23 protein-coding genes are annotated in these 24,146 nt (G+C 67.2%); 12 read left to right on the forward strand and 11 right to left on the reverse strand.

The window, feature by feature from the left end:
- Window positions 1-3: 3 nt before the first annotated feature.
- Entirely contained in the window at window positions 4-1,056 is a 1,053-nt protein-coding gene (locus tag C5O79_RS19630; RefSeq protein ID WP_047849628.1) for an SPFH domain-containing protein, read from the reverse strand.
- Window positions 1,057-1,083: 27 nt separating this feature from the next.
- Window positions 1,084-1,470 (reverse strand): DUF350 domain-containing protein, encoded by a 387-nt coding sequence (locus C5O79_RS19635; RefSeq protein WP_011354425.1) that lies wholly within the window; start codon window positions 1,468-1,470, stop codon window positions 1,084-1,086.
- A gap of 121 nt (window positions 1,471-1,591) precedes the next feature.
- Here C5O79_RS19635 and C5O79_RS19640 point away from each other — a divergent pair, with 121 nt between their 5' ends.
- From C5O79_RS19640 to C5O79_RS19665, 6 genes are all read left to right on the forward strand, one after another.
- On the forward strand, window positions 1,592-3,106 hold the full coding sequence (locus tag C5O79_RS19640; protein ID WP_046548358.1) for a polyamine aminopropyltransferase: 1,515 nt from the start codon (window positions 1,592-1,594) through the stop codon (window positions 3,104-3,106).
- Complete coding sequence (locus tag C5O79_RS19645) at window positions 3,106-4,725, forward strand: FAD-dependent oxidoreductase (RefSeq protein WP_047849627.1); 1,620 nt, start codon at window positions 3,106-3,108, stop codon at window positions 4,723-4,725. The genes C5O79_RS19640 and C5O79_RS19645 overlap by 1 nt, the downstream gene beginning before the upstream one ends.
- A gap of 119 nt (window positions 4,726-4,844) precedes the next feature.
- Window positions 4,845-5,609 (forward strand): N-acetylmuramoyl-L-alanine amidase, encoded by a 765-nt coding sequence (locus tag C5O79_RS19650; protein ID WP_122476436.1) that lies wholly within the window; start codon window positions 4,845-4,847, stop codon window positions 5,607-5,609.
- A 54-nt stretch (window positions 5,610-5,663) separates the two neighbouring features.
- The gene (locus C5O79_RS19655) at window positions 5,664-6,053 is read left to right on the forward strand and encodes a lysozyme inhibitor LprI family protein (protein WP_047849625.1); all 390 of its coding nucleotides are present in this window, start codon (window positions 5,664-5,666) and stop codon (window positions 6,051-6,053) included.
- 60 nt (window positions 6,054-6,113) lie between these two features.
- Window positions 6,114-6,725: a hypothetical protein gene (locus C5O79_RS19660; RefSeq protein WP_236862338.1), complete on the forward strand. Its 612-nt coding sequence runs from the start codon at window positions 6,114-6,116 to the stop codon at window positions 6,723-6,725.
- Between the two features lie 50 nt (window positions 6,726-6,775).
- Window positions 6,776-7,306, forward strand: coding sequence for a GNAT family N-acetyltransferase (locus C5O79_RS19665; RefSeq protein WP_122477492.1), 531 nt, complete (start codon window positions 6,776-6,778; stop codon window positions 7,304-7,306).
- A gap of 21 nt (window positions 7,307-7,327) precedes the next feature.
- Here the strand turns inward: C5O79_RS19665 and C5O79_RS19670 are convergent, their stop codons facing one another.
- The 3 genes from C5O79_RS19670 to C5O79_RS19680 all read right to left on the reverse strand — a co-directional run bounded on the left by C5O79_RS19670 (window position 7,328) and on the right by C5O79_RS19680 (window position 10,691).
- A complete protein-coding gene (locus C5O79_RS19670; protein WP_046548367.1) occupies window positions 7,328-8,674 on the reverse strand; it encodes a glutamine synthetase family protein in 1,347 nt (448 codons plus the stop codon).
- Between the two features lie 152 nt (window positions 8,675-8,826).
- On the reverse strand, window positions 8,827-9,384 hold the full coding sequence (locus C5O79_RS19675; RefSeq protein WP_039360762.1) for an XRE family transcriptional regulator: 558 nt from the start codon (window positions 9,382-9,384) through the stop codon (window positions 8,827-8,829).
- 17 nt (window positions 9,385-9,401) lie between these two features.
- The gene (locus C5O79_RS19680; RefSeq protein ID WP_122476439.1) at window positions 9,402-10,691 is read right to left on the reverse strand and encodes an FAD-binding oxidoreductase; all 1,290 of its coding nucleotides are present in this window, start codon (window positions 10,689-10,691) and stop codon (window positions 9,402-9,404) included.
- Between the two features lie 311 nt (window positions 10,692-11,002).
- On the opposite strand from C5O79_RS19680, the gene codB reads away from it, so the two are divergent.
- From codB to C5O79_RS19695, 3 genes are read left to right on the forward strand one after another with little or no spacing between them, the layout of a single operon-like run.
- Entirely contained in the window at window positions 11,003-12,271 is a 1,269-nt protein-coding gene (codB, locus tag C5O79_RS19685) for a cytosine permease (RefSeq protein ID WP_046548369.1), read from the forward strand.
- 44 nt (window positions 12,272-12,315) lie between these two features.
- Window positions 12,316-13,569, forward strand: a complete 1,254-nt coding sequence (gene codA / locus C5O79_RS19690) for a cytosine deaminase (protein WP_122476441.1) — start codon at window positions 12,316-12,318, stop codon at window positions 13,567-13,569.
- A 40-nt stretch (window positions 13,570-13,609) separates the two neighbouring features.
- Complete coding sequence (locus C5O79_RS19695; RefSeq protein WP_122476444.1) at window positions 13,610-14,287, forward strand: TetR/AcrR family transcriptional regulator; 678 nt, start codon at window positions 13,610-13,612, stop codon at window positions 14,285-14,287.
- 70 nt (window positions 14,288-14,357) lie between these two features.
- On the opposite strand, the gene C5O79_RS38600 is transcribed toward C5O79_RS19695, so the two are convergent.
- Window positions 14,358-14,798: a hypothetical protein gene (locus C5O79_RS38600; protein WP_240687914.1), complete on the reverse strand. Its 441-nt coding sequence runs from the start codon at window positions 14,796-14,798 to the stop codon at window positions 14,358-14,360.
- 26 nt (window positions 14,799-14,824) lie between these two features.
- Between C5O79_RS38600 and C5O79_RS19705 the strand changes: the two genes are divergently transcribed.
- On the forward strand, window positions 14,825-15,403 hold the full coding sequence (locus C5O79_RS19705; RefSeq protein ID WP_046548373.1) for a DUF488 domain-containing protein: 579 nt from the start codon (window positions 14,825-14,827) through the stop codon (window positions 15,401-15,403).
- Window positions 15,404-15,451: 48 nt separating this feature from the next.
- On the opposite strand, the gene C5O79_RS19710 is transcribed toward C5O79_RS19705, so the two are convergent.
- Window positions 15,452-16,747 carry a right-handed parallel beta-helix repeat-containing protein gene (locus C5O79_RS19710; RefSeq protein ID WP_122476446.1) on the reverse strand — a complete coding sequence of 432 codons (1,296 nt, stop codon included), beginning with the start codon at window positions 16,745-16,747 and terminating at the stop codon, window positions 15,452-15,454.
- A gap of 624 nt (window positions 16,748-17,371) precedes the next feature.
- Between C5O79_RS19710 and C5O79_RS19715 the strand changes: the two genes are divergently transcribed.
- Together C5O79_RS19715 and C5O79_RS19725 are read left to right on the forward strand one after the other, a co-directional pair.
- On the forward strand, window positions 17,372-18,109 hold the full coding sequence (locus C5O79_RS19715) for a sulfite exporter TauE/SafE family protein (RefSeq protein WP_046548375.1): 738 nt from the start codon (window positions 17,372-17,374) through the stop codon (window positions 18,107-18,109).
- 297 nt (window positions 18,110-18,406) lie between these two features.
- On the forward strand, window positions 18,407-19,786 hold the full coding sequence (locus C5O79_RS19725) for an amino acid permease (RefSeq protein WP_122476449.1): 1,380 nt from the start codon (window positions 18,407-18,409) through the stop codon (window positions 19,784-19,786).
- Window positions 19,787-19,869: 83 nt separating this feature from the next.
- Here C5O79_RS19725 and C5O79_RS19730 read toward each other — a convergent pair whose 3' ends face one another.
- The 4 genes from C5O79_RS19730 to C5O79_RS19745 all read right to left on the reverse strand — a co-directional run bounded on the left by C5O79_RS19730 (window position 19,870) and on the right by C5O79_RS19745 (window position 24,098).
- Entirely contained in the window at window positions 19,870-20,448 is a 579-nt protein-coding gene (locus C5O79_RS19730; protein ID WP_047849617.1) for an NnrU family protein, read from the reverse strand.
- A 308-nt stretch (window positions 20,449-20,756) separates the two neighbouring features.
- Window positions 20,757-21,485 (reverse strand): TfoX/Sxy family protein, encoded by a 729-nt coding sequence (locus tag C5O79_RS19735; RefSeq protein ID WP_122477494.1) that lies wholly within the window; start codon window positions 21,483-21,485, stop codon window positions 20,757-20,759.
- A complete protein-coding gene (locus C5O79_RS19740; protein ID WP_046548378.1) occupies window positions 21,482-22,591 on the reverse strand; it encodes a malate/lactate/ureidoglycolate dehydrogenase in 1,110 nt (369 codons plus the stop codon). The genes C5O79_RS19735 and C5O79_RS19740 overlap by 4 nt, the downstream gene beginning before the upstream one ends.
- A gap of 52 nt (window positions 22,592-22,643) precedes the next feature.
- Window positions 22,644-24,098 carry a M20 family metallopeptidase gene (locus tag C5O79_RS19745; protein WP_046548379.1) on the reverse strand — a complete coding sequence of 485 codons (1,455 nt, stop codon included), beginning with the start codon at window positions 24,096-24,098 and terminating at the stop codon, window positions 22,644-22,646.
- Window positions 24,099-24,146: the final 48 nt, after the last annotated feature.

Genomic DNA, 24,146 nt, shown 5'->3' on the forward strand with positions numbered 1-24,146 from the left:
CGCTTACCGGGTGAGCTTCGCGAGGATCTCGGCCTTCGCGCGCGAATATTCGTCTTCGGTCACGAGGCCCTTGTCGAACAGCGCCTTCAACTGTTCGAGCCGCTGCACGTAATCGGTGCCTTCCGCCGGCGCGGCAGTCGGTGCGGCGCCCACCGGTGCCGCGGCGGGCGCAGGCGGTGCGGCCGGCGCCGGTTGCGCGGCGCCCGCCATCTGGCCGGCCATCGCCTGCCCGATCGCCGCACCCGCGGCAAGCCCCGCGCCGATTCCGGCGATGCCGCCCGGGTTCTGCGCGGCGAGCGGAATCGCTTGCGCGGTCTGGTATTGCGTGGCGCGCGCGAGATCGCCGGCCATCCCCGCGCCGATCCGCAGGTCGAGCGCCTTCTGCAATTCGGCCGGCAGCGACACGCTTTCAACCGCGAACGCGTCGAGCGCGAGGCCGTAGCGCGTGAACACCGGCACCAATGCCTCGGCGACGCGCTGCGACAACAGCGACTGGTTGGCAGCCATGTCGACGAACGGTACATCGGCCGAGCCGAACGTCGTGCTCATCGCGGTGACGACCAGGTTGCGCAGTTGCTGTTCGAGATCGTCGACCGTGTACTGCGCGCGCGTGCCGCTCACTTCCCGATGGAACGCGCCCGCATCGACGATCCGGTACGAGTAGATGCCGAACGCCCGCACCTGCACGAAGCCGAATTCGCGATCGCGGATCGTCACCGGCTGCGCGGTGCCCCAGCGGCGGCCGAGCTGCAGCCGCGTGCTGAAGAAATAGACGTCCGATTTGAAAGGCGACTGAAAGAATTTGTCCCAGTTCTTCAGGTACGTGAGCACCGGGAGCGTGTTCGTTTCCAGCGTGTACAGCCCCGGCTGGAACACGTCGGCGACCTTGCCTTCGTTCACGAAGACCGCGACCTGCGTTTCGCGCACGGTCAGCTTGCCGCCGTACTGGATTTCCTGGTCTTCCATCGGATAGCGCCAGGCCAGCACGCCGTCGGTGTCTTCCGTCCATTGCAGGACGTCGATGAACTGCTTGCGGATGAATGAACCCAGACTCATGTCGGTCTCCTCGAAACGCGTGGCGCGTCAGGTCAGGCAGGCGGCATTGATGATGCCGACGACGAGCGACGCGGTGCCCATCAGGCCGCCCATCGCGACGTTGCGATCCTCGATCGCATGATTCATGCCGGGCATCAGGCGCGTGAGCGCCGCGTAGGTGATCAGCTGCACGGCCATCGCGCCGACGGCCCAGATCACGACTTCGCCGAGCGTGGAATTGTGCGCGATGCTGGAGGCGAGCGTCAGGCAAAAGCCGATCAGCGCACCGCCGAACGACAGCGTCGCGGCCGCGTTGCCGTCGCGGATCAGCGCCAGTTCGTCGAACGGGGTGACCTTCAGGTACACTGCCGCGAACACGAGAAGCAGCACGAACGCCGACAGTAAATGAACCGCATAGAGATAGGCACTATTCATTCTTTCCCTCGGATTTTGTGCTCGGTTCGCCGCCCCGTCGCCGGCCGGCCCGCGCAGGGCCAGCCGACAAAATTCCGCGCCAGTATATCCACATTGCCGAGCGCTGCACAACGGACGCACCATGCTGCATAGGCGCGCGCTCGTCCTGTCGATTCTCGTGCTCGCGTCGTGCGGGCTCGGCTACGAACTGATCAGCAGCGCGCTGTCCAGCTACCTGCTCGGCGATTCGATCCTGCAGTTCTCGTCGGTGATCGGCTGCTACCTGTTTGCGATGGGGATCGGCTCGTGGCTCGCGAAGTTCGTCGAGGACGACGACGTGCTCGACCGCTTCGTCGACATCGAGCTGCTCGTCGGCCTGCTCGGCGGCGTGTCGGCCGCGCTGCTGTTCGTGGTGTTCGCGTGGCTGGCCGCGCCGTTCCGCGCGGCGCTCTATGCGTTGGTGCTGGCGCTCGGCCTGCTGATCGGGATGGAGATCCCGCTCGTGATGCGCGCGTTCCAGCAGCGGCGCCAGGCGTTTCGCCATACCGTCAGCGAAGTGCTGACCTTCGACTATCTCGGCTCGCTTGCCGTGTCGCTGATCTTCCCGCTGGTACTCGCGCCGCGTCTCGGCCTGCTGCGCACCAGCTTCCTGTTCGGGCTCCTGAATGCATTCGTCGCGCTGTGGACGACGCACCTGTTCCGCGACGAGATCCGCAACGTGCGCGGCAAGCTGATGCGCGCGTCGCTCGTGATCGGGCTGCTCGTCGCCGGCTTCGCGCTGTCGGACCGCATCACGCACTGGGCCGAACACGGCGTGTACGGCGACGAGACGATCTATTCGGAAACGACGCCGTACCAGCGCATCGTGCTCACGCAGTGGCACGACGACATGCGGCTGTACCTGAACGGCAACCTGCAGTTCTCGTCGCGCGACGAGCATCGCTATCACGAGGCGCTGATCCACCCGACGATCGAGGCGCTGCCGTGGGCGAAGCGCGTGCTCGTGCTCGGCGGCGGCGACGGCCTCGCGGTGCGCGAGCTGCTCAAGCACCGCAACCTCGAACAGATCACGCTCGTCGATCTCGATCCCGCGATGACGAAGCTGTTCTCCACGTCCGCCCCGCTCGTCAAGCTGAACCAGGGTTCGCTGAAGGACCCGCGCGTGCACGTGATCAACGACGACGCGGTGCGCTGGCTCGAATCGAATGCCGACGTGTACGACGCGATCGTCGTCGACTTCCCCGACCCGACCAACTTCGGGCTCGGCCGGCTGTATTCGGTGCCCGTGTTCCGGCTGCTCGCGCGCCACCTGTCGGAGAACGGCTACGCGGTGATCCAGTCGACCTCGCCGTATTTCGCGCCGCACGCGTACTGGACCATCATCGCGACGCTGCACGAAGCCGGGCTCAACACGTGGCCGTACCACTGCTATGTGCCGTCGTTCGGCGACTGGGGCTTCGTGATCGCCGGCAAGCGCCGCGACTTCACGGTGCCGACGCACTACTCGGTGCCCACGCGCTGGCTCGACGCGCAGACGGCCGCCGAGATGTTCCACTTCCCGGCCGACATGCCGGCGCTGCCGATGTCGCCGAACGAACTCAACGACCAGCCGCTCGTGCGCCGTTTCGACGACGACTGGAAACACGTGCTGCGCTGATGGACCGCCGCACGTTCCTCGTCGCGTCGGCGGCCGCGTCGCTCGCCGCCTGCGGGCGCACCGGCTGGATCGAGACGACGCCGCATGTCGGCTACCCCGGCATGCGCGAAGGCCATGCGCTGCGCGACCATGCGACGCTGCCGCCGCCGTCCGGCACGATCGAGACCGACGTCGCGATCCTCGGCGCGGGCGCGGCCGGGCTGTCGTGCGCGTGGCAGCTCGCACGCGCGGGGCACAAGCGCTTCGCGGTGCTCGCCGGGCCAGAATTCGGCGGTAACGCGGCCGGCGGCCGCTTCGGCGAGCTCGGCTATCCGAAAGGCGCGCACTACCTGCCGCTGCCGTCGCTCGAATCCGCGCACCTGCGCGACATGCTCGCCGATCTCGGCGTGATCGAAGCGTCGCCGTTTTCCGCGCGCCCGGTGTACGACGAGCGCGTGCTCGTCCATGCACCCGACGAACGGCTCTTCATCGCCGGGCAATGGCAGGACGGCATCGTGCCGACGGCCGGCCTCGGCGCCGACGAACTCGCGCAGCAGGCACGCTTCTTCGCGTACACGGACGGGCTGCGCACCGCGCGCGGCGCCGATGGCCGCAAGGTGTTCTGCATCCCGATCGCGGAATCGTCGCGCGACCCGCGCTGGCGCGCGCTGGACCGGCGCTCGTTCCGCCAGTGGCTGCTCGACGAGGGCTACACCGCGAAGGCGCTGCACTGGTATCTGAATTACTGCTGCCGCGACGACTATGGCGCAGGCTACGAGCATGTTTCGGCATGGGCCGGCCTGCACTATTTCTCGTCGCGCGGCGGCCATGCGGGCGACGCGAGCGACGGCGCGGTGCTGACCTGGCCCGACGGGCTGCACACGATGGTGACGAAGCTCGCCGATTCGATCACCGCACGCACCGGCTCGAACGCGTGGTCGCGCGACGGCTTCGCGGTGCGCGCGACCGAACGCGCGGGCGGGGTCGACGTGCTGTGCGCACGCGTCGGCAACGACGGCGCGCTGTCGACGTTCACGCTGAAGGCGCGACGCGTCGTCTGCGCGATGCCGCTGTTCGTCGCGGCGCGCGTGTTTCCGCAACTTGCCGCGTACGGCTTCGATCCCGCACGCGACCTGCCGCCGCGTGCGCCGTGGCTCGTGTCCAACTTTCTGCTCGACGGCATGCCGGCCGAGGAAGCGGGCGTGCCGCTCGCGTGGGACAACGTCGTCTACGGCGGCGCGGGCCTCGGCTATGTCGTGTCGACGCACCAGTTGATCCGCATGTCGCCGCCGGCGCGCTCGGTGTTCTCCGCATACCAGGCATTGAGCGCGCAAGCACCGGACGACACGCGCCGCTGGCTCGCGCAGGCCAGCCCCGACGCGTTGCGCGAACAGGCGGCGATCGACCTGCAGGCCGTCTACGGGCGCAATCTGTGGAAACACGCGACGGCGCTCGAGATCACCGTGCGCGGTCACGCGATGGCAACGCCCGATGTCGGCTTCCTGAGCCGCCCGGGGCTGCTCGCGCTACGCGATGCCGACGGCCCCGTCGTGTTCGCGCATGCCGATCTGTCCGGGCTGTCGCTGTTCGAGGAAGCATCGTACTGGGGCGTGCTCGCCGCCCGGCGCGTGCTGGCCTGACGGTCGTCATCGGTCATTGCGGCGCCACCGCCACCCGCTATAATCGCCCGACATTCCGACTGCATTGAGCAGGCCGACGGTGCTGCGCCACGCGCCGTATGCCCTCCTCGACAACAACAATGACGAACCGAACCATCCGACGCCTTCGCCCGCTCGTGTGCGCCGCCGCGCGCGTGCTCGCTTGCGCCCCGCTGCTCGGCGCACCGCTGGCGCTGCATGCGGCCGACACCTCGGCCGCCACCGGCACCGCACCCGCCTCCGGGCGCTACATCGTCGTCGACACCGGCCATACGCCGGCGCACCCGGGCTCCACCGGTGCGAGCGGCCGCGTCGAATACCTGTACAACCTCGACCTGTCCGCGGCGGTCGCCGAGAAACTCGCCGCGCATGGCGACCGCGTGCTGCGCACGTCGGCCGACGGCCGCGAGATCGCGCTCGACCAGCGTTCGACGCAGGCGCCCGACGCGAACCTGTTCGTGTCGATCCATCACGACTCGATGCAGCAGCAGTTCATCGACGCGGGCCGGCAGCGAGAATTCCGCGGCTTCTCGGTGTTCGTGTCGGAACGCAATCCGCACTACGCGGAAAGCCTGCGTTGCGCGAACGCGATCGCCGAGCGGCTGGTCGCGTCCGGCGAGCGGCCGTCGCTGTATCACGCGCAGCCGATCCGCGGCGAGAATCGCCCGCTGATCGATCCGCAACTCGGTATCCACCGCTTCGACGATCTCATCGTGCTGCGCACCGCGCCGATTCCGGCCGTGCTCGTCGAAGCCGGCGTGATCGTCAATCCGGACGAGGAAGCACGGCTTGCGCGACGCGAGACGATCCAGAAGCTGTCCACTGCGATCGCGGGCGGGATCGACGCGTGCACGGCACCGCTATAAACAACGATAACGCCCGTCGGGCCCAACGGTTTTCACCCAGTCAGGAGCATCACCATGAAAATGAAGAATCTGCTCGCATCCTGCGCGCTGCTCGCGCTTGCCGTTCCGTTCGCCGCGCACGCGGCCGGCTGTGCGAAGCCGCACAGCGCGTTCGACCAGGTGTACTGCAGCAGCACGCAGTTCTCGCAAACCGACCGCGACCTCAACGACGAATACGGCCGCCTGCGCAAGCAACTGAGCAGCGACCAGCAGGCGACGCTGAAGGCCGGCCAGCTCGCGTGGCTGAAGCAGCGCGACGCCCAGTGCAGCGAGACGCGCAACAACGGCTACCTCGTGGATCTCCAGTGCGCGACCGACATGACGCAGTCGCGGCTGTCGTTCCTGCGCGAGCGTGAGCGCGAATGCTCGAGCACGGGCTGCGTGACGTCGAAGCTCGGCGAGTAAGGACGGTGAGCGTGCCGCGCCGCGAAGCGTTTCGCGACGCGGCGCTTCATGCCCTTGCGAATGCTGCGCATCGGCACCGCGAAAGGAGCAGCGATGCGACATGAATTCTCCGAAGTCCTCAACGATCTGGTCGACTATTTTCTCGTCGGCGATCTCCTGCTGCTGAAACGCTTCAAGGAACGGCACGGGCTGCCGGATGACGTCGCGACAGCGTTCACCACGAGCGACAGCGGCGACCGCGCCGTGCTGGAAGGTGTCGTCATTCCGCTGGCCGGCATCGAGAACCATCCGTACACGATCATCTTCACGCTGGACGACGCGACACCCGAATTGCTGAAGGCGGAAAGCCGCCTGCAGCATCGACGCGGCGGGTACGTGCTGCGCGTCGAACACCGCTTGGTCATGCTCTACACGTGGCGGATTCTCGAACGCTTCAACGACACAACGGTCGATGCGCTGCTCGCGCGTTACCGCGAACCGGGCAGGCCCATGATCGAAATCGACAACGGCTGGTATGACGTCGAGATCCTCGGTGGCGAAGTGCCGCGCGACGGCTGGTTCGAGCCTGCGTTCGAATTCGTGCTGAAGAGAACCGACGTGCGTGGCGATGCATCACAGGCAGATATCAACTACCGCTTTACGATAGAAGGCACTCTGGATCCGGCGAATTGAATCCCGCGCGCGACGGCGCGGCATACGGCAACCGATCAGGCGGCGCACACATGACACCGAACACGATGAACATCGACATCCGCCCTGCCACGCCCGCCGATGCCCCCGCCATCGCCGCCATCCACGTCGCATCGTGGCAGGCCACCTACCCGGGCATCATGCCGGCCGCGTTCCTCGCCGGCCTGTCGGTCGAAAAGCGCACCGCTTCGTGGCGCCATGCGCTCGACGCAGGACGGCCGCGTGTCGCGCTCGCGTTCGCGGAAGGCGAGCCCACGGGCTGGATCGCCTATGGTCCGACCCGCGACACCGACAAGGATCGCACCTGGGGCGAAATCGAAGCGATCTACCTGCATCCCGCGCATTGCGGGAAAGGCGTCGGCGCGGCGCTCGTCGACCATGCATGCCGTGCGCTGCACGACGCGGGCCACGAATGGGTGTCGCTCTGGGTGCTGTTCAAAAACCATCGTGCGCGGGCGTTCTATGAGCGCGAGGGCTTCGTCGCCGAAGACGACGTCAAGACGTTCGAGATCGAAGGTACGCTAATCGAGGAAGTGCGCTACTGGCGCGTACTTCCCTGGTGATCCGCCTCGGCTCGCCGACGATCACAAAAACCACCGATACTCCCGCGCCCCGATCTCATTGCGAAAATCCAGCTCCTCCTGCCGCTTGTTCTCGCAATAGACCATCACGAACTCGCTGCCGAGCCCTTCGCGCACGGCCGCATGATCCTGCATCGCCGCGACCGCCGACAGCATCTCCTTCGGAAAGTCGATCCCGCTGCCGCGATCCTCGTTGAGCGGCGCGATCGGCTCGCGCTTCGCGTCGAGGCCGTGCTCCATCCCGGTGAGAATCGCCGCAAGCACCAGATAAGGGTTCGCGTCCGCACTCGCGAGCCGGTGCTCGATCCGCAGGTTGCGCGCATCCGACTCGGGAATCCGGATGCACGCATCGCGATCCTCGAAGCCCCAGCTCGCTCGGCTCGCCGCATTCACCATCGATCCGTAGCGCCGGAACGCATTGTGATTCGGCGCGAATACGGGCATGCAATGCGGCAGCAGCGCGAGGCATCCGGCCACAGCGTGGCGCAACGGCCGCTGCCCGTCCGCCGCGAGCAGGTTGCGCCCCGCGTCGTCGTAGAAGCTCACGTGCACGTGCATCCCGCTGCCCGGCGCATGCAGGTACGGCTTGCCCATGAAGCTCGCGCGATAGCCGTGCTGCAATGCGACGCCGCGCGTGCTGCGGCAGAACATCGCAGACCAATCGGCCGCGCGCAGCCCGTCGTCGCAATGGCCGAAGTTGATCTCGAACTGGCCCGGCCCGAGCTCCGCGGTGATCACGGTCGCGTCGATCCCCTGCATGCACGCGACGTCGACCATCTCGTGCAGCACGTCGGAGAAGCGCGACAGGCGCTCGATATGCATGTTCGGCTGATCGTCGCGATCATCGGACAGGCGATCGCGCGGATACTTCGGCATCCCCGCTTCGAGCTGCGCGGCAAACAGGTAGAACTCGAGCTCGAACGCAACGACCGGCCGGATGCCGCGCCGCGCGAGCCGCGTCAGCACGCGCGCGAGCACCTCGCGCGGCTCGAATTCGACCGGCGCGTCGGTGCCGTCCGTCGTGATCAGCATCTGGCCGAGCGGCTGCTTCTCCCAGGTCACCGGCTTCAGCGTGCCGGGGATCAGCCGGCGCACGGCGTCCGGGTCGCCGTCGTTGAAACAGTAGTCGCCGATCTTGTAGAGGCCGCCCTGCGTGCCGAGCAGGATGCAGTTCTGCGGCAGCTTCAGCAGCGAGCCGGCCGCCACCTTTTCGAGCGCATCGATCGGGTAGCGCTTGCCGTAGAAATGCCCGGGCAGGTCGAGGCAGATCAGGTCGACATAACGGATCTCGGGGTGCGCCTGCCGGAATGCGCGAACTTCAGCGACCAGCGCGGGAACGACGTCAGCCATGTCTCATCCTTTCCATGTCTTGTATGACGGCGCCGCAGCGCGGCGAACCGGATTCATGCGGCATGCACGACGCCGCATGCCTCTTTCAGATCAGGACTGCAAATAACCACGCCGGCGCGGCTTTTCCCCCGACCGAATGCCGCGCTGACAACTCAGGTGAAGACCCAGATCACGCGCGTCGGCGCATCGGTCAGATTGGCGTAACGAAAGCGCTTGTGCGCGGGAAGCTGGAATGCGTCGTTCGGGCCGAGCGTGACGGGCGTATCGTCGCCGTCGACCCAGATCGTCAGTTCTCCTTCGAGCACGAAACCGCCCTGCTCGTCGCTGTCGTCGACGGGCCGCTCGCCGCTGCTCGCGCCCGGCGCGAGATGGCTTTCGAGGATCGAGAAGCGCGCGCGCATGTTCGGCGACACGAGGATGTCGGTAATGCCGGCCGCGTAATACACGGTGCGCCGCTCGTCGGGCCGCGTCACCCACGGCACGCTGCGCGGCTTGCTCAGGCTGTAGAAATAGGTGGTCGGCACGCCGAGCGCCTCGCCGATCGCGGTGAGATCCGCCACCGTCGGGCGCGACAGCCCGCGCTCGACCTGCGACAGAAAGCCGACCGAGCGGCCGATCCGTTCCGCGAGATCGTTGAGCGTGACCTTGCGATGCTTGCGCAGGTCGCGGATCAGGATGGCCAGGCTTTCTATCTCTTCCTGTTCGTTCATGGTGGGTTCCGGTGCAGTCAGACGGTATCGCGCAGACGGTACCAGGCCTTGCCGATCGCTTCCAGCGGCGCGGCGAGCCGGTCGCCGCCGGGGAAGCGCGGATTGCGGATGCGCTGGTACTGCGCGAGCAGGCGTTCGTCGCCGAGCACGGCGTCGGCCACCGCACGCGCGCCGGCAAGTGTCGGCAGCACGCCGTGCCCCGAGAAGCCCTGCAGCCAGAAGCGCTGCCCTTGGCGGCCGATGTCCGGCGTGCGGCGCATGCTGATGTCGATATGGCCGCCCCACGCGTAATCGAGCGGCACGCCGGCAAGTTGCGGGAACACGCGTTCGAGGTGCGGGCGCGTCGCCGCCGCGATATCGGCCGGAATGCCGCCGAGATACGTGCAGCCGCCGCCGAACAGCAGCCGGTGGTCGGGGCTCAGGCGGAAATAGTCGGGTACGAACTGGTTGTCGATCACGCAACTGTTCTGCGGCAGTAGCGACCGGGCGACGTCGGGTGCGAGCGGCGCGGTCGCGACCTGGTACGTGCCGACCGGCAGCAGCCGGCGCGCGAGATCGCGATCGAGCCGGTCGACGTAGGCGTTGCAGGCCAGCACGAGCACGTCCGCGCGCACTTCGCCGCGCGCCGTGCGGGCAAGGTGACCGTCGGCCGTCTCGCGGCAGTCCAGCACGCGGCTCTGCTCGAAGATGCGGCCGCCCGTGCGCTCGATCGTCTGCGCGAGGCCGAGCGCGAGTTTCAGCGGATTCAGGTGGCCGGCCTCGGGATCGTGCAGCGCCGCAAGGTAACGCGTGCCGCCGATCCATTCGGGCATCTCGTCACGGCCGATCACACGCAGCCGATCGTAGCCCCAGCGCTCGGCCGCTTCGTCACGGGCCTGCTCGAGCATCGCGACGCGCCGCGGCCGCACGGCCGCCCACAGGCTGCCGGGCCGGTAATCGATGTCGAAACCGTGCCGCGTGGGCAATTCGCGCACCTCGGCCGCGGCCCAGCGCATGCTGTCCCACAGCAGGCGCGCGCCGTCGCGGCCGAGCGAATCCTCGAGCGGCTGCATGTCGCACGACCAGCCGAGCAGCGCCTGCCCGCCGTTGCGGCCCGACGCGGCCCACGCGACGCGGCTCGCTTCGAGCACGACGACCCGCTTGCCTGCGAGCGCCAGGCGCAACGCCGTATGCAGCCCGCTGAAGCCCGCGCCGACGACGAGCACGTCGGCGTCGATGCGTTCGTCCAGCTCCGGGCGATGCGGGATCGGTGCCGGGTAGGTACCGGCGTAGTAGCTTGCGACGTGACGGTCGGACTGCACGAACATGCGGACTCCCGTGAAAATTACGCCGAGAAATTTCATGAAAAATTAGCACGGCAATTTCACGGAGGCAAGCGGGCGAAAAAACGCCGGATCGGCCGATATGCGGAACGCGTTGCGCGTGATCCGCACCGTCCCGGTGAATGTTCCTGCCATCCACCCGGACGAAATTTGTACGCTCGTAAAAATTTTGGACAGAGAGAATGACGCGCTGAAACAGCGCGTCACCCCTCCAAGCACGGCCCCCGTAACCCCTTTCAGACCCAACCCAGTCGCTGACGGGAGACAAGATGCCCACGAACCGGGATGCAAGCCCGATGGACGAATCGGATCACGGAGAATTCTCGCTGAGCGAAGTCCCGCTCGAGAAACGCACCGGATTTCTGTCCATCACGATGGTGTTGTTGAGTTTCACGTTCTTCACAGGAACGATGTTTGCCGGCGGCAAGATCGGTGTCGCCTTCGACGTCGTCAGCATGATCCAGATCGCGGTAATCGGAAACCTGTTGCTCGCCGCCTATGCGGCATCGCTTGCGCTGATTGCCGCCCGCAGCGGCCTGAATGCGGTACTGATGGGGCGGTTCTGCTTCGGGGAAGTGGGCAGCAAGCTGTCCGATTTCCTGCTCGGCTTCGCCGAACTCGGCTGGTACGCATGGGGAACCGCGACGGTGGCGATCGTCTTGGTCAAGCTGCTGGGCTGGCCGCCCTCCGTTACCACGCCGTTGATGATCCTCTTCGGCTTCGGATTTTCCGTCACGGCCATCATCGGCTATCGCGGCATGGATGTGCTGTCGCGCGTCTCCGTGCCGTTGATGTTCGTGCTGCTGATGACGTCGATGTGGATCGCCACCCGCGATATCGGCGGATGGGCCGGCCTCACGCATGTCGCACCGTCTCATCCGATGCCGTTCTCGGCCGCCGTGACCATGGTCATCGGCACCTTTGCGAGCGGCGCGACCCAGGCAACCAACTGGACCCGCCTCGCACGCAGCGCGCGCAGCGCCGTCTCGGCCAGCATGATCGGATTCTTCGCGGGCAACGGCCTGATGATCATCGCGGGCGCATACTGCGCGATCGTCTATCAGCAAGCCGACATCGTCGAGGTGATGATGCTGCAGGGCCTGTCGATCGCGGCGGTCGTGATGCTGTGCCTCAATCTCTGGACCATCCAGGGGCCGACGATGTACAACGTGGCGGCCGCCGGGTGCCATCTGCTGCGCACCGAACGGCGCCGCACGCTCGTACTCGTGGGCGCGGCGATCGGCATCGTGCTCGCGGTCGGCGGGATGTACGAGTTGCTGATTCCGTTCCTGGTGCTGCTCGGCTCGATCATTCCGCCGGTCGGCGGCGTGATCATGGCGGACTACTGGTACCGCCATCGCGGGCAATACCCGTCGCTAGCCGCCGCCCGCCTTCCGCGGTTCAACCTGGTCGGCCTGGCCGCGTATGCGATCGGCGCCGCACTCGCCTACACCTCGCCGTGGATCGCGCCGATCGTCGGCATCGGGGCGTCCGCCGGCGCCTACATCGTGCTGCTGCAGATTGCCCGTGCGTTCACGCGCGAACCGTCCGTTCAGGGTGAATGATTCCGCAGCGCACCCGCCCGCCCCCCAGAACCACAGGAATCCTCATGAAAATCATCAACGCCAGATTGCGCGGCCGTAGCGGCCTCTTCACGATCGACATCGATGCGGGCACGTTTCGCGGCATCGACCTCCAGCCGTCGCCGCTGAAGCATCAAGGGGACGACGTCATCGATGCGGGCAGCAATCTCGTTATCCCGCCGCTGGTCGAGCCGCATATCCACCTGGATGCGACGCTGACCGCGGGCGAACCCGAGTGGAACATGAGCGGCACGCTGTTCGAAGGTATCGAGCGGTGGGGCCAGCGCAAGGCCGCCATTACCCATGAGGACACGAAAGCCCGCGCCCACGCCACGATCGGAATGTTGCGCGACAACGGCATCCAGCACGTGCGCACGCACGTGGACGTCACCGATCACACGCTTGCCGCGTTGAAGGCGATGCTCGAGGTCAGGGACGAAGCGCGCGATCTCATCGATCTGCAGATCGTCGCCTTCCCTCAGGAAGGTATCGAGTCGTTCGAGAACGGACGTGCACTGATGGAGCGCGCGATCGCAATGGGAGCCGACGTCGTGGGCGGCATTCCGCATTTCGAGAACACGCGCGACCAGGGCGTGAGCTCCATCAAGTTCCTGATGGAACTCGCGGAGCGCAAGGACTGCCTGGTCGACGTTCATTGCGACGAAACCGACGATCCGCAATCGCGCTTCCTGGAAGTGCTTGCCGAGGAAGCACGGGTTCGCGGGATGGGCACGCGCGTCACCGCCAGCCACACGACCGCGATGGGTTCCTACGACAACGCGTACTGCTCGAAGCTTTTCCGGTTGCTGAAGCGGTCGGAGATCCATTTCGTTTCGTGTCCGACCGAAAGCATCCACCTGCAGGGGCGTTTCGACACGTTCCCGAAACGACGCGGCATCACGCGCGTCGCGGAACTCGATCGCGCCGGCATCAACGTGTGCTTCGGACAGGATTCGATCAAGGACCCGTGGTATCCCATCGGCAACGGCAACATCCTGCGCATCCTCGACGTCGGCTTGCACGTGTGCCACATGCTCGGCTACGAAGACCTGCAGCGATGCCTCGATTTCGTGACGGAGCACAGCGCCCGTGCGATGTCCCTGGACGATCGCTATGGCATTGCTGTCGGGCGGCCGGCCAATCTGCTGATCCTCGACTCGGATTCCGACTATGAAGTGGTTCGCACACAGGCCAGGGTGCGAATGTCGCTCCGCGCCGGGAAGGTCATCATGCAGCGCGCGCCCGAACGCATCACCTATCCTGAAGCAGGCACGCGTTGAGCGGGCGGCGCCGCTGGCCCGACATGCGGGAGGAAGCATCGTGAAGAACCCGTCCGAGCCGACTGCGGGAACGCCCGGCCGGCCTCACGGCCGGCGCGAAGCGCTGCGCGGCACGCTCGAGGCGACCATTCTCGCCGCTGCCGAAGAATCGTTTGCCATTGATGGATTCGAGGGCAGTTCCGTTGCGACCATCGCAGCGGCCGCCGGCCTGTCGAAGCAGAACCTGATGTACTACTTCCCCACGAAGCTGGCGCTCTACCAGCGCGTGCTGGACGACGTATTGCGCGACTGGCTAGGCAGGATGCGGGAGTTTGCGGCGCCCGATCGCGAGCCCGCGGAAGCCATGTCGGCCTATATCCGGGCCAAACTCGAATTCTCCAGGAATCGCCCGCATGGATCGCGGGTTTTTGCGCTGGAAATCATCGGCGGGGCCAAGACCTACGGAAAGGAAATCCGCAAACAGCTGATTCCGGTGTTGCGCGACGACATCCGGGTGCTCGAACGCTGGATCGAGGAAGGCAAGGTCAGGCAGGTCGATGCCGAACACCTGTTCTTCCTGATCTGGGCCGCCACGCAGGCATATGCGGATTTCGCCCCCCAGATGCTGCTGGTGCTCGGCAAGCGTGCGCTGGGAAACGACGATTTCGACGCGGCTTACCGCACGATCTCGGCGCTGGTGCTCAACGCGCTGATCACCGGCGACGGAAAGACGGATTGACCGCTTGAGCGCCTCCGTCGCCATTCATGCACGCCCCCGGCGCCGTTGACATGCGCCGGGGAACCGCCGGTCAATCGTGCTTGTAGCGCTTCTTGTGCTTGTTGCCGCGGTAATGATCGTTGGAACGCGAGTTGTTGCGCGACACGTGGCCGCCCAGCGCCGCGCCCGCGCCGCCGCCCACGGCAGCGCCGACGAGCCCGCCGGCCGTGCCGCCCATCGCGTTGCCCGCAGCGGTGCCTGCGCCGCCGCCCAGTGCGCCGCCGACAATCGCGCCCGTGCGTTCGCGTTTGTTCGACGTCACCGCCGCCGCACCGGCCACCACGGCCATCCCTGCCCATTTCTTCAGCATCTGTCTGCCCTCTCCACCTTTCGAGATATCGATGCGCAAATCTAGCACCTTTCCGGAAAGCCCATCGTAATGAAGCGTCAAATCGGGCGGCGTCCTGGCCGGAGCGCGAGTTTTAGCGGACTGTGACTTTTTCCGCGTGCGGTCGCGACCGATAATGGACACGCCATCCCTCCCGACAAGGACGACGCATGACGCTCCCGTTCTACACGATCGGCCATTCGAACCGCACGCTCGACGCGTTCGTCGGGATGCTCGACGCAGTCGGTATCGCGCTGCTCGCGGATATCCGCAAGATGACGCGCTCGCGCTCCAATCCCCAGTTCAACGAAGCGACGCTGCCGGACGCGCTGGCCGCCGCCGACATCGCGTACGAACACATCGCCGCACTCGGCGGGCTGCGCGGCAAGTCGCCCGGCGTGCCGGACGACGTCAATGACTTCTGGACCAACCCGAGCTTCCACCGCTATGCCGATTACGCACTGTCACCCGCGTTTCGCGACGGCCTCGACCGGTTGATCGCGCAGGGGCATGCGCAGCGCTGCGCGATCATGTGCTCGGAAGCGGTGTGGTGGCGCTGCCACCGGCGGATCGTGTCCGACTACCTGATCGCGCGCGGCGAAACGGTACTGCACATCATGGGCTCCAACCGCGTGGAACCCGCGCACCTGACGGCCGGCGCGGTGATCCGGCCTGACGGCACGATCGTCTATCCGGACGCCGGGGACGACGCCACGGCGCCGGGGGCAACCGCACCCCCGAACGCATAGCGCGGCGCCCCGTCCGATCGCACGGCCGGCAGCGCGTCGCGAACATCGTCAGTGCCGCGCCGACGCAGGCGCGCCATTCGCCTGAATCAGGCTCGTGCGCACCGCCGGCATCCCCGACGTCACCGCGCCGCCGGCCGGAATCGTCCCGGACGGAGAGGCGCCGACCGGCGGCGCCAGCGCCACGCCGCCCAGTGAATTGCCGTACGCAACGATATCGGCGGCCGGGCAGTTGTTCGTCAGCAGCGACACCGGCATGCCGGCGATCGACGCAAGCGTCGTGTCCGCCACCGAGAAATGGCAGACGTTCCCCAACGCGCGGAAGCCGGCATAGCCCGATCCCGATACGCGGTTGCCCTTCACGACGACGTACGACACCGTCCCCGACCAGGTATCGAGCTCGATTGCGGCCTGCTGGGTAGGCTGCAAGCCGTTGTTCGCATTCGTGCCGTCCTGGATCGCGCCGACGACGTTGTTCTCGATCACCACGTCCGACACGCCGTAGGTCTTCCAGCCATCCTCCTGCGCGACCAGGATGCCGGCCGCCTTCTGAACGCCGCTGACGCTGTTGTTCGAAATCGTCACGGACCGCCCGCCGACCACGGCGATGCCGCGCCCCCAGTAGTTGCCCGACACCGTATTCCCGTCGATCAGCACGTTGGCGCTGAGGCGGCCGTCACCCTGGTAGCTGACGACGGCGATCAGGTCGTCGCCGGTGTCCTTCACCGTGTTGCCGCGCACCAGCACGTTGGTCGAGCCATAGGTGGCGTGGATGCCGTCGGCCAGCGTCGCCTGCACGGTGTTGCCCACGATCGCCACGCTGCTGCCGCCGAACACGAAGATCCCGGCGCTGGCGCCCCCCTGGATCGTCACGCCGAGCACCTGGACGCCGGTGCCCGTTACCTCGACCTTCGTCGATGCGGGCGTCGTCAGCCGCGTCGCGCCCGTGCCGACCAGCGTGACGCCGACGAGCGTCGAACCGCTGCCGCTCATCACGATGGTCTGATCGGCCGGGTTGGTCGCAACCAGCGTCGCGCCATAGCCCGAGATCACGACGTCCGTTCCGGACACCGTCAACGACCGACCGACGGCGTAGCGTCCCGGCGCGAGCACGAGGCGCTGGCCCGGCTGCAATGCATCGAACGCGGCCTGCAGCACGTCGGCCTGGTCGCCGCCGTTCGCCGTCGGCTGGACGGTCACGGCCGGAAGCGCCGGCGCGCTGCGCAACGGATGCGCATGCCGCGTGCCGCCCGGTGTGTAGGCGGCCGCTGGCGATGCGGCAAAACATGCGGTACAGATCAGGCAGACGGCCGTACTCGGGCCGACCCCGCGAAACGACTTTTTCATGGTTGTTCTCTCACGCCCGTTCGCCCGAGACGACCGGCCAACGGCCGACGGTCGCGAGGCGTTCGAGCAACGGCGATCTTACGGCGCGCGGCACACGCACCGTACCATCCCGACTGCGACATTCATTTGCTCCGCCGATGCGGCGGAGCAACGGCAACGAAGCGCCGTCGCGTGGCCGCGATCGACGCCCGGTCACCTGTTCGCCCGCCGGCGCGCATGCGTGCCCCCCGAGAAAAGGCGGCCCGATTCCGACGCGCCGGCACTGCGTGGCCGGAATCGAACCCGTCAACAGGAACTGCGTTCCCGAGCGCACCGGGCGCCGGCTGACCCCCAACCCTGCCGGTTTTTTTCCCGCCGCTCATCAACCAGTCTATTTCGCGCGCACCGTTCGACAATCCGACATTGGCCGCGCGACGTCGTAAGACCGCCCGTGCGCCCGCCCGGGCCATCCTCGACCTTGGTCGCGGGCAGTGCGGCATCGCCGCTTGCGCCGGCCGGGAAGGCTCGTGACGACACTGCGATCGCACCAGTTCACGCCGCCTCCCGTCCTGCATTACCATCGTGCGTTCGCCGCGCCTGCCCGATTCCGGCAGGTGAGCCCCGTCACCTTGCGCTCCCGCTCCGATGCTCGCTCTCGTCATCCTCGCCGGCCTGTGGGCCGGACTGCAGAACACCCTCGCCGGCGGCGGCTCGTTCGTCACGCTGCCCGCGCTGATCGTGTCGGGCATGTCGCCGCTCGCGGCGAACATCACGTCGACGGTCGCGCTGTTTCCCGCGCAGGTCACGACCGGCTGGGCGAGCCGCAAGATGGTGCGCGGCGTCGGCAGGCTGTCGTTTCGCGCGATGTTCTTCATCAGCGTGGTCGGCGGCGCGCTCGGCGGGCTGCTGTTGCTGAAAACCCCTTCGTCGATCTTCTCGCGCCTCGTGCCGTGGCTCGTGCTGTTCGCGACGATCGTGTTCGCGTGGGGCAGCTTTTTCCGCAAGCCGGGCGAAGGCACGGCGCACCTCGGCACCGTCCCCGCCGCGCTCTCGCAGTTCATGATCGCGATCTACGGCGGCTACTTCGGCGGCGGGCTCGGCTTCCTGATGATGGCCGTGCTGACGATGGCCGGCCTGTCGCCGCGCCACGCGATGTCGACGAAAAACGCGCTCGCGGGCGTGATGAACGCATCGGCCGTGGTGCTGTTCCTGACGTCGCCGCACCTGCACTGGGGCAACGCGCTCGCGCTCGGCGGCGGCGCGATCGTCGGCGGGCTGCTCGGCACGTGGGCGCTGCATCGCGTGAACGAACGCGTGCTGCGGATCGGGATCGTCTGCATCGGCGCGGTGCTGACCGTCGGGTTGTTCGTCAAGCCGATCTGACACGCGCACGCCAGCCGCCATCGCGGCAATTGATGAGCAAACCGCAAGACGTCTTTCGCATATCTCGTTTGCCGTGACGGCGGCGTCCGCCCACAATCCGGGGGGGCGTCGTCATCGCCCTCTCGCGGGCACCGACCGGCACTTCGCGGCCGCCATTCCGATTCACCGCCGGCGGCCCGGCACATCGCGTCACACACGCTCCCTCGACATCGGCGCCCCATGCGGCGGCAGAACGCTTGCCGCCGCGCGGTCCGATGCGTTCCCGGCCAACGAGCCAACAATAACTAGAGGTAGGAGATGCAGGACAACTCGTTGAGGCAAAGCCTCAAGCAACGGCACATCACGATGATCGCGCTTGGCGGTGTGATCGGCGCAGGCCTGTTCGTCGGCTCGGGCGCCATCATCGCGACCGCCGGCCCCGCGGCGATCCTGTCGTACCTGATCGGCGGCGTGATCGTCACGCTGGTCATGTTCATGCTCGGTGAAATGGCCTCCCGCAACCCCGACAGCGGATCGTTCTCCACCTACGCAAGCAGCTATCTCGGCGAATGGGCCGGCTTCGCGGTCGGCTGGCTGTACTGGTTCAAGTCGATGATGACGATCACCGTCGAGGCGATCCTGCTCGGTGCGATCCTCCACGATTTCCTGCCGTGGCTGCCCGTGTGGGGCGGCGCGCTGTTCATGCTCGTCACGCTGATCGCGAGCAACGCGTACTCGGTACGTTCGTTCGGGGAAGCGGAATACTGGCTGTCGTTCGCGAAGGTCACGACGATCATCATCTTCATGGCGCTCGGCGCCTCGATCCTGCTCGGCTTCCAGCCGCGCATTCCCGCGCCGGGGCTCGTGAACCTGACGGATCACGGCGGCTTCATGCCGAACGGCATCTCGCCCGTGCTCGCCGGCGTGATGGTCGTGATCTTCTCGCTCGGCGGCAGCGAAATCGCGGCCGTTGCGGCGGGCGAATCCGAGAACCCGAGCAAGAACGTGATCCGTGCGATCAAGAGCGTGATCGTGCGCGTGATGGTGTTCTACGTCGGCTCGGTGTCGATCCTGATCCTGTGCATGCCGTGGACCGACAAGGCCAACCTGAAATCGCCGTACGTGTCGCTGTTCAGCATGGCAGGCTTCACGGGCGCGGCCGTCGCGATGAAGATCGTGCTGTTCGTGTCGTTCATGTCGGTGATGAACTCGTTCCTGTTCTCGAACTCGCGCATGCTGTTCTCGCTCAGCCAGCGCGGCCACGCGCCCGCGATGTTCGGCCGGACCAACGCGAAAGGCGTGCCGATGAACGCGCTCGTGCTGTGCCTCGCGATCTGCGTGTCGATCCTCGGCGTTCACTTCGTGAGCGGCGGCGACCTGTTCCTGATGCTCGCGAAGAGCAGCGGCGCGTTCGTGATGATCGTGTGGATCTTCATCATCGTCGCGCACTTCGCGATGCGGCGGCAGGAGAAGCACGCGCCTCGCGATCCGCAGGCGTTCCGCGCGTGGTTTTATCCGGTGTCGAACTGGATCGCGTTGCTGGCGCTGGTGGCCGTGCTCGGGTCGCAGGCGTTCAACCCGGATTCGCGCTTCCAGTTCTGGTTCACGGTATTGACGGCGCTTGCGATCGTCGCGGCCTATTTCCTGCGCCGCAAGCCGGTGCAACTCGGCGAAACGGCCGGCGCGAAGGCGCGCTGACCGTTGCCCCAGGCGGGCGGGCGGCGCGCCGCTCGGCCGCCGCTCAGCTGTTCGACTTCTCAGTCATTCGACTTGTCGGCCGCTCAGCCGAACGGTCGGACGCCGATCAGCCAGCCGTGCAGGAACAGCGCGAAGACGGCCCACACGACGAGCCCGGCCACGACCGCCACGACGTCGCCCGACAGCCTGCCCGCCGGATAGCGCACGCCATCGCGGCGGTCACGCGCGCGCCACACGACGAAATCGACCAGCGCCCACACGAAGAAGGCGCCGAACAGCACGACTGCGTGCAGCGTGCCGTTCGCGAGCAGGTGCGCGATCGCCCACACCGCCACACCGGCCACCATTGGATGGCCGACGAGCGTCTTGATGCGGTTGCCGGGCACGTAGGAGGCGGCGATCAGCACGAAGGCGATTGCGGTCAGCATGCCGGTGAGGTGGCGCACGCCGACGGGCGACACCCACAGCAGCGTCGCGCCCTGGCGCGCGATGCCGTACCCCCAGATGATCAGCACGAAGCCGATGATCGACGCGATCGCATAGGGGCCCTTCCAGCGCTTCTCGCCGATCCGCTCGATCATCGCTGACCGCCAGCCGTCCGCGACGATCCGGATCGAATGCACACCGAGGAAGATCGCTAAACCGAGAATCAGGACGAGCATCGGCTGTCTCCGTCTGGAATGATGAGTGGGGAAGCGTTCCGCACGGTGTACGATGCGCCGTTCGCGGGGCCGGCGGCGAGGCCGGCGCAGGTCGCGCCGGGCACGGGTGCAACCCGCGCCGATCATAAACGCCGAGGCCGCCGTTGTGAAGCATGGGGGATGTGCGGTGCGGCACAAGCTTGACGCATTCGTGACTGTGCGCCCCTGCCACCCTTGCGCCAGCCGGCGCATGTCGCGTGAATCGCCGGGCGACGGCCGGGCCGGCAAAAAAGAAAAAATCGCGCGGCTTTCGCTTCGCGCGACCGGCACTATGCTTGCTTGCGCTTCGCCGGGGACTTCGCCGCTGGTTTCGACGCCGGTTTGGTGGTTCGCTTCGATGCCGGCTTGGCTTCCCGTGCAGAAGCAGGCTTTGGCGACGCTTTCGATGCCAGTTTGGCGACTCGCTTCGACGCGGGCTTCGCTTCCTCCGCCGGCGCAGGCTTCGGCAACGCTTTCGACACCGGCTTCACTTCCTCCGCCGGCGCAGGCCTCGGGAATGCTTTCGACACAGGCTTGGCGGCTCGTTTCGACGCCGGCTTCGCTTCCGGCGCGGGCACCGATTTCGATGAGGCCACCGATACCGGCTTGGCCGCGCGCTTCGACACCGGCTTCGCTTCCGGCGCCGCCGCTTTCTGCACCGCCCTCGCCTTGCGCTTCGGCGGCCCCGCCAGCAACGCCGCGCGATACGCGCTGCGGCACCAGTCGAACAGCGCGCCCGCATCCTCGAGCACGTCGGCCGGCGTTTCGTAATAGCCGTCGAGCGAAACCGTGCGCGTGGGCCGCTCGTACGAGAACGGCCCCATCCCCGCCGCGACGAACCCCGGACGGTTCACGTCATCCACACGCAGGAACAGCGACCCGCGCGACATGAAGCCGAACATCACGCCGTCGAGCCGCATCGCCGCACCGCTGAAGAAGCGCACGACCGTGACGTTGCCGAGCGGCGCGAGCTGATATGCGATCTCCTCGCCGTGCGCCTTTTCGGATTGCCAGCTCATGCGGATGCCGTGCAGCGCTGCGTCCACGCGTCGAGTTCGGCTTCATCGAAGCCGACCACCGCCGCGCTCTCGCGAATCTGCCGCCACGTCGCGCGATCGACCGGTATGCCGCCGGCACCGCGCGCCGCGCGGCTCGCCTCTTCCGGCTCGCCCGGCACCTGTACCGGCGCATCGGCGGCCTGCGGCGACGCCTTCGCCCACGCGACGAACGCATCGGCTTCGCGCTGCGCGTCGGCCGCATCGAACGCGTTCGGATCGATCAGCACCGACAGCATCCCGTTGACGATCGCACTCGTCTTCTGCAGCGTGTCGCCGTAGGTCGTATGCCCGCCGACGAGCGCGCCGCCGAAAATCTCGCACATCGCCGCCAGCGCGTAGCCCTTGTGCAACCCGAACGGCAGCAGCGCACCGAATGGCTGCTCGTGCATCACGGCCGGATCGTCGGTCGGCTGGCCGCGGGAGTCGATCAGCGACCCGGCCGGCACGCGCTTGCCCTGGTTGTACGCGACGCGCGTCTTGCCGTACGCGATCGCGCTCGTCGCGAAATCGAGCAGCAGCGGCGGCAGGCCCGCGCGCGGATACGCGGCGCAGAACGGGTTCGTGCCGAAGCGTGGATCGGCGCCGTGCAGCGGCGCGACCAGCAGGTCGCCCGGCACGTTGACGAAATGGAACGACACGAGCCCCGAGCGCGCGCACTGCTCGGCCCAGTGCCCGATGCGGCCGAGATGATGCACGTCGCGCAGCCCGATCGCGCAGATGCCCATGCGTCGCGCACGCTCGATCCCTTCGACCATCGCCTCGAACGCGATCACCTGGCCGAAGCCGCGACCGCCGTCGATCGACAGCACCGCGCCGCCATCGCGCGCGATCGACGCGTGCCCGTTCAGCTGCAACTGCCCTTCCCGCCACGACGCGACGTAGTTCGGAATCATCCCGATCCCGTGCGAATCGTGGCCCGCCAGGTTCGCGCCGACCAGGTGATCGGCGACGAGCCTTGCCTCGCGCTCGCTGCTGCCGGCCCGTTCCCAGAGTGCCGCGACGAATGCATGCAGCGGTTCGGCGCGCATGCGCAGCGGTTCGGTATGGGGCGTCGGCAGGGCGGTCATCGGCAAGGTTCCGTGAGGTCGGGTTGGGCAGTTGCCACTGCCAAGCAAGCGCTCAGCGCGCGGTCGCGATCACGTCCGCGACCGCGGCCGTCAGCTTCTTCGCATACGGCACGTGCAGGAATTCGTTCGGGCCGTGCGCGTTCGACTTCGGCCCGAGCACGCCGCACACCATGAACTGCGCGGACGGGAACCCTTCCTGCAGCACGTTCATCAGCGGGATCGTGCCGCCGAGGCCCATGTACGCGCAATCGGCGCCGAAGTGGCGGCGCGACGCGGCATCGAGCGACGACGCGAGCCACGGCGCGAGATCCGGTGCGCTCCAGCCCGTCGCGGCACCGGCGTCCGGCTTGAACGTGACCTTCGCGTTGTACGGCGGATCGAGTTCGAGCAGTTCCTTCAATTGCTGCACGGCCTGCGCGGCATCGACGAGCGGCGGCAGGCGCAGCGACAGCTTGAACGCGGTGCGCGGACGCAGCACGTTGCCCGCATCGGCGAGCGCCGGCAGGCCGGCCGCGCCGGTGACCGACAGCGACGGACGCCACGTCGAATTCAGCAGCGCCTCGCGCGGATCGGTCGTGGTCGGCAGCACCGGCTTGCCGTCCGCGCCGCAGGCCCACGGCAGCCCCTTCCACACGGCGTCGCCGAGAATCGACGCAGCGGCCTCGGCTTCGCGCACGCGGCTGTCGGGAATCTCGCAATGGAACACGCCCGGCAGCAGGTTGCCGTTCTTCGCGTCTTCGAGGCGCTCGAACAGCTGGCGCATCACGCGGAAGCTCGACGGCGCGATGCCGCCGAACACGCCCGAGTGCACGCCTTCCTCGAGCACCTCGACCTGCAGGTCGCCGGACACGAGCCCGCGCAGCGACGTGGTGAGCCACATCTGGTCGTAGTTGCCGGCGCCCGAATCGAGACACACGACGAGCGACACCTGGCCGAGCCGGTCGCGCAATGCGTCGACGTACGGCAGCAGGTCGTAGCTGCCCGATTCCTCGCAGGTCTCGATCAGGCCGACGCAGCGCGGCCGCTCGATGCCTTGCTCGTCGAGCGCGCCGAGCGCCGCGAGGCTCGCGTAGATCGCATAGCCGTCGTCGGCGCCGCCGCGGCCGTACAGCTTGCCGTTCTCGTACTTCGGCGTCCACGGGCCGAGATCCGCGCGCCAGCCGTCGAATTCGGGTTGCTTGTCGAGGTGGCCGTACAGCAGGATCGTGTCGGTGCTGCCCGAACGCGTGGCGGGCGATTCGAAGAAGATCACCGGCGTGCGGCCCGGCAAGCGCACGATCTCCAGTTTCAGGCCCTTCACGGGCTGCCGCTCGGCCCACTGCGCGGCGTCGGTGACGACCCGCTCGAGATAGCCGCGTTTCGCCCAGTCGGGGTCGAATGCGGGGCTCTTCGCGGGGATCGCGATGTAGTCGGTCAGGGCATGGAGGATTTCATCGTTCCACTTGCGCTCGATGAAGGTAACGAGCTTGTCATGGTCGAGGACGGGGGTAGTGTCGACGGAGGTCATGGTGGGGGTGCCTGGATCGGGCTGACGAAAACCCAGATGATACGCCGA

This window comes from Burkholderia sp. SRS-25 (assembly GCF_004343765.1).
In the GTDB taxonomy this organism is placed as follows: Bacteria; Pseudomonadota; Gammaproteobacteria; order Burkholderiales; family Burkholderiaceae; genus Burkholderia; species Burkholderia contaminans.

Excerpts from the sequence above, each read along its gene's own strand:
- C5O79_RS19630 (WP_047849628.1), bottom strand. The coding sequence starts at position 1,056 with ATGAGTCTGGGTTCATTCATCCGCAAGCAGTTCATCGACGTCCTGCAA.
- C5O79_RS19635 (WP_011354425.1), bottom strand. The coding sequence starts at position 1,470 with ATGAATAGTGCCTATCTCTATGCGGTTCATTTACTGTCGGCGTTCGTG.
- C5O79_RS19640 (WP_046548358.1), top strand. The coding sequence starts at position 1,592 with ATGCTGCATAGGCGCGCGCTCGTCCTGTCGATTCTCGTGCTCGCGTCG.
- C5O79_RS19645 (WP_047849627.1), top strand. The coding sequence starts at position 3,106 with ATGGACCGCCGCACGTTCCTCGTCGCGTCGGCGGCCGCGTCGCTCGCC.
- C5O79_RS19650 (WP_122476436.1), top strand. The coding sequence starts at position 4,845 with ATGACGAACCGAACCATCCGACGCCTTCGCCCGCTCGTGTGCGCCGCC.
- C5O79_RS19655 (WP_047849625.1), top strand. The coding sequence starts at position 5,664 with ATGAAAATGAAGAATCTGCTCGCATCCTGCGCGCTGCTCGCGCTTGCC.
- C5O79_RS19660 (WP_236862338.1), top strand. The coding sequence starts at position 6,114 with ATGCTGCGCATCGGCACCGCGAAAGGAGCAGCGATGCGACATGAATTC.
- C5O79_RS19665 (WP_122477492.1), top strand. The coding sequence starts at position 6,776 with ATGACACCGAACACGATGAACATCGACATCCGCCCTGCCACGCCCGCC.
- C5O79_RS19670 (WP_046548367.1), bottom strand. The coding sequence starts at position 8,674 with ATGGCTGACGTCGTTCCCGCGCTGGTCGCTGAAGTTCGCGCATTCCGG.
- C5O79_RS19675 (WP_039360762.1), bottom strand. The coding sequence starts at position 9,384 with ATGAACGAACAGGAAGAGATAGAAAGCCTGGCCATCCTGATCCGCGAC.
- C5O79_RS19680 (WP_122476439.1), bottom strand. The coding sequence starts at position 10,691 with ATGTTCGTGCAGTCCGACCGTCACGTCGCAAGCTACTACGCCGGTACC.
- codB (WP_046548369.1), top strand. The coding sequence starts at position 11,003 with ATGGACGAATCGGATCACGGAGAATTCTCGCTGAGCGAAGTCCCGCTC.
- codA (WP_122476441.1), top strand. The coding sequence starts at position 12,316 with ATGAAAATCATCAACGCCAGATTGCGCGGCCGTAGCGGCCTCTTCACG.
- C5O79_RS19705 (WP_046548373.1), top strand. The coding sequence starts at position 14,825 with ATGACGCTCCCGTTCTACACGATCGGCCATTCGAACCGCACGCTCGAC.
- C5O79_RS19710 (WP_122476446.1), bottom strand. The coding sequence starts at position 16,747 with ATGAAAAAGTCGTTTCGCGGGGTCGGCCCGAGTACGGCCGTCTGCCTG.
- C5O79_RS19715 (WP_046548375.1), top strand. The coding sequence starts at position 17,372 with ATGCTCGCTCTCGTCATCCTCGCCGGCCTGTGGGCCGGACTGCAGAAC.
- C5O79_RS19725 (WP_122476449.1), top strand. The coding sequence starts at position 18,407 with ATGCAGGACAACTCGTTGAGGCAAAGCCTCAAGCAACGGCACATCACG.
- C5O79_RS19730 (WP_047849617.1), bottom strand. The coding sequence starts at position 20,448 with ATGCTCGTCCTGATTCTCGGTTTAGCGATCTTCCTCGGTGTGCATTCG.
- C5O79_RS19735 (WP_122477494.1), bottom strand. The coding sequence starts at position 21,485 with ATGAGCTGGCAATCCGAAAAGGCGCACGGCGAGGAGATCGCATATCAG.
- C5O79_RS19740 (WP_046548378.1), bottom strand. The coding sequence starts at position 22,591 with ATGACCGCCCTGCCGACGCCCCATACCGAACCGCTGCGCATGCGCGCC.
- C5O79_RS19745 (WP_046548379.1), bottom strand. The coding sequence starts at position 24,098 with ATGACCTCCGTCGACACTACCCCCGTCCTCGACCATGACAAGCTCGTT.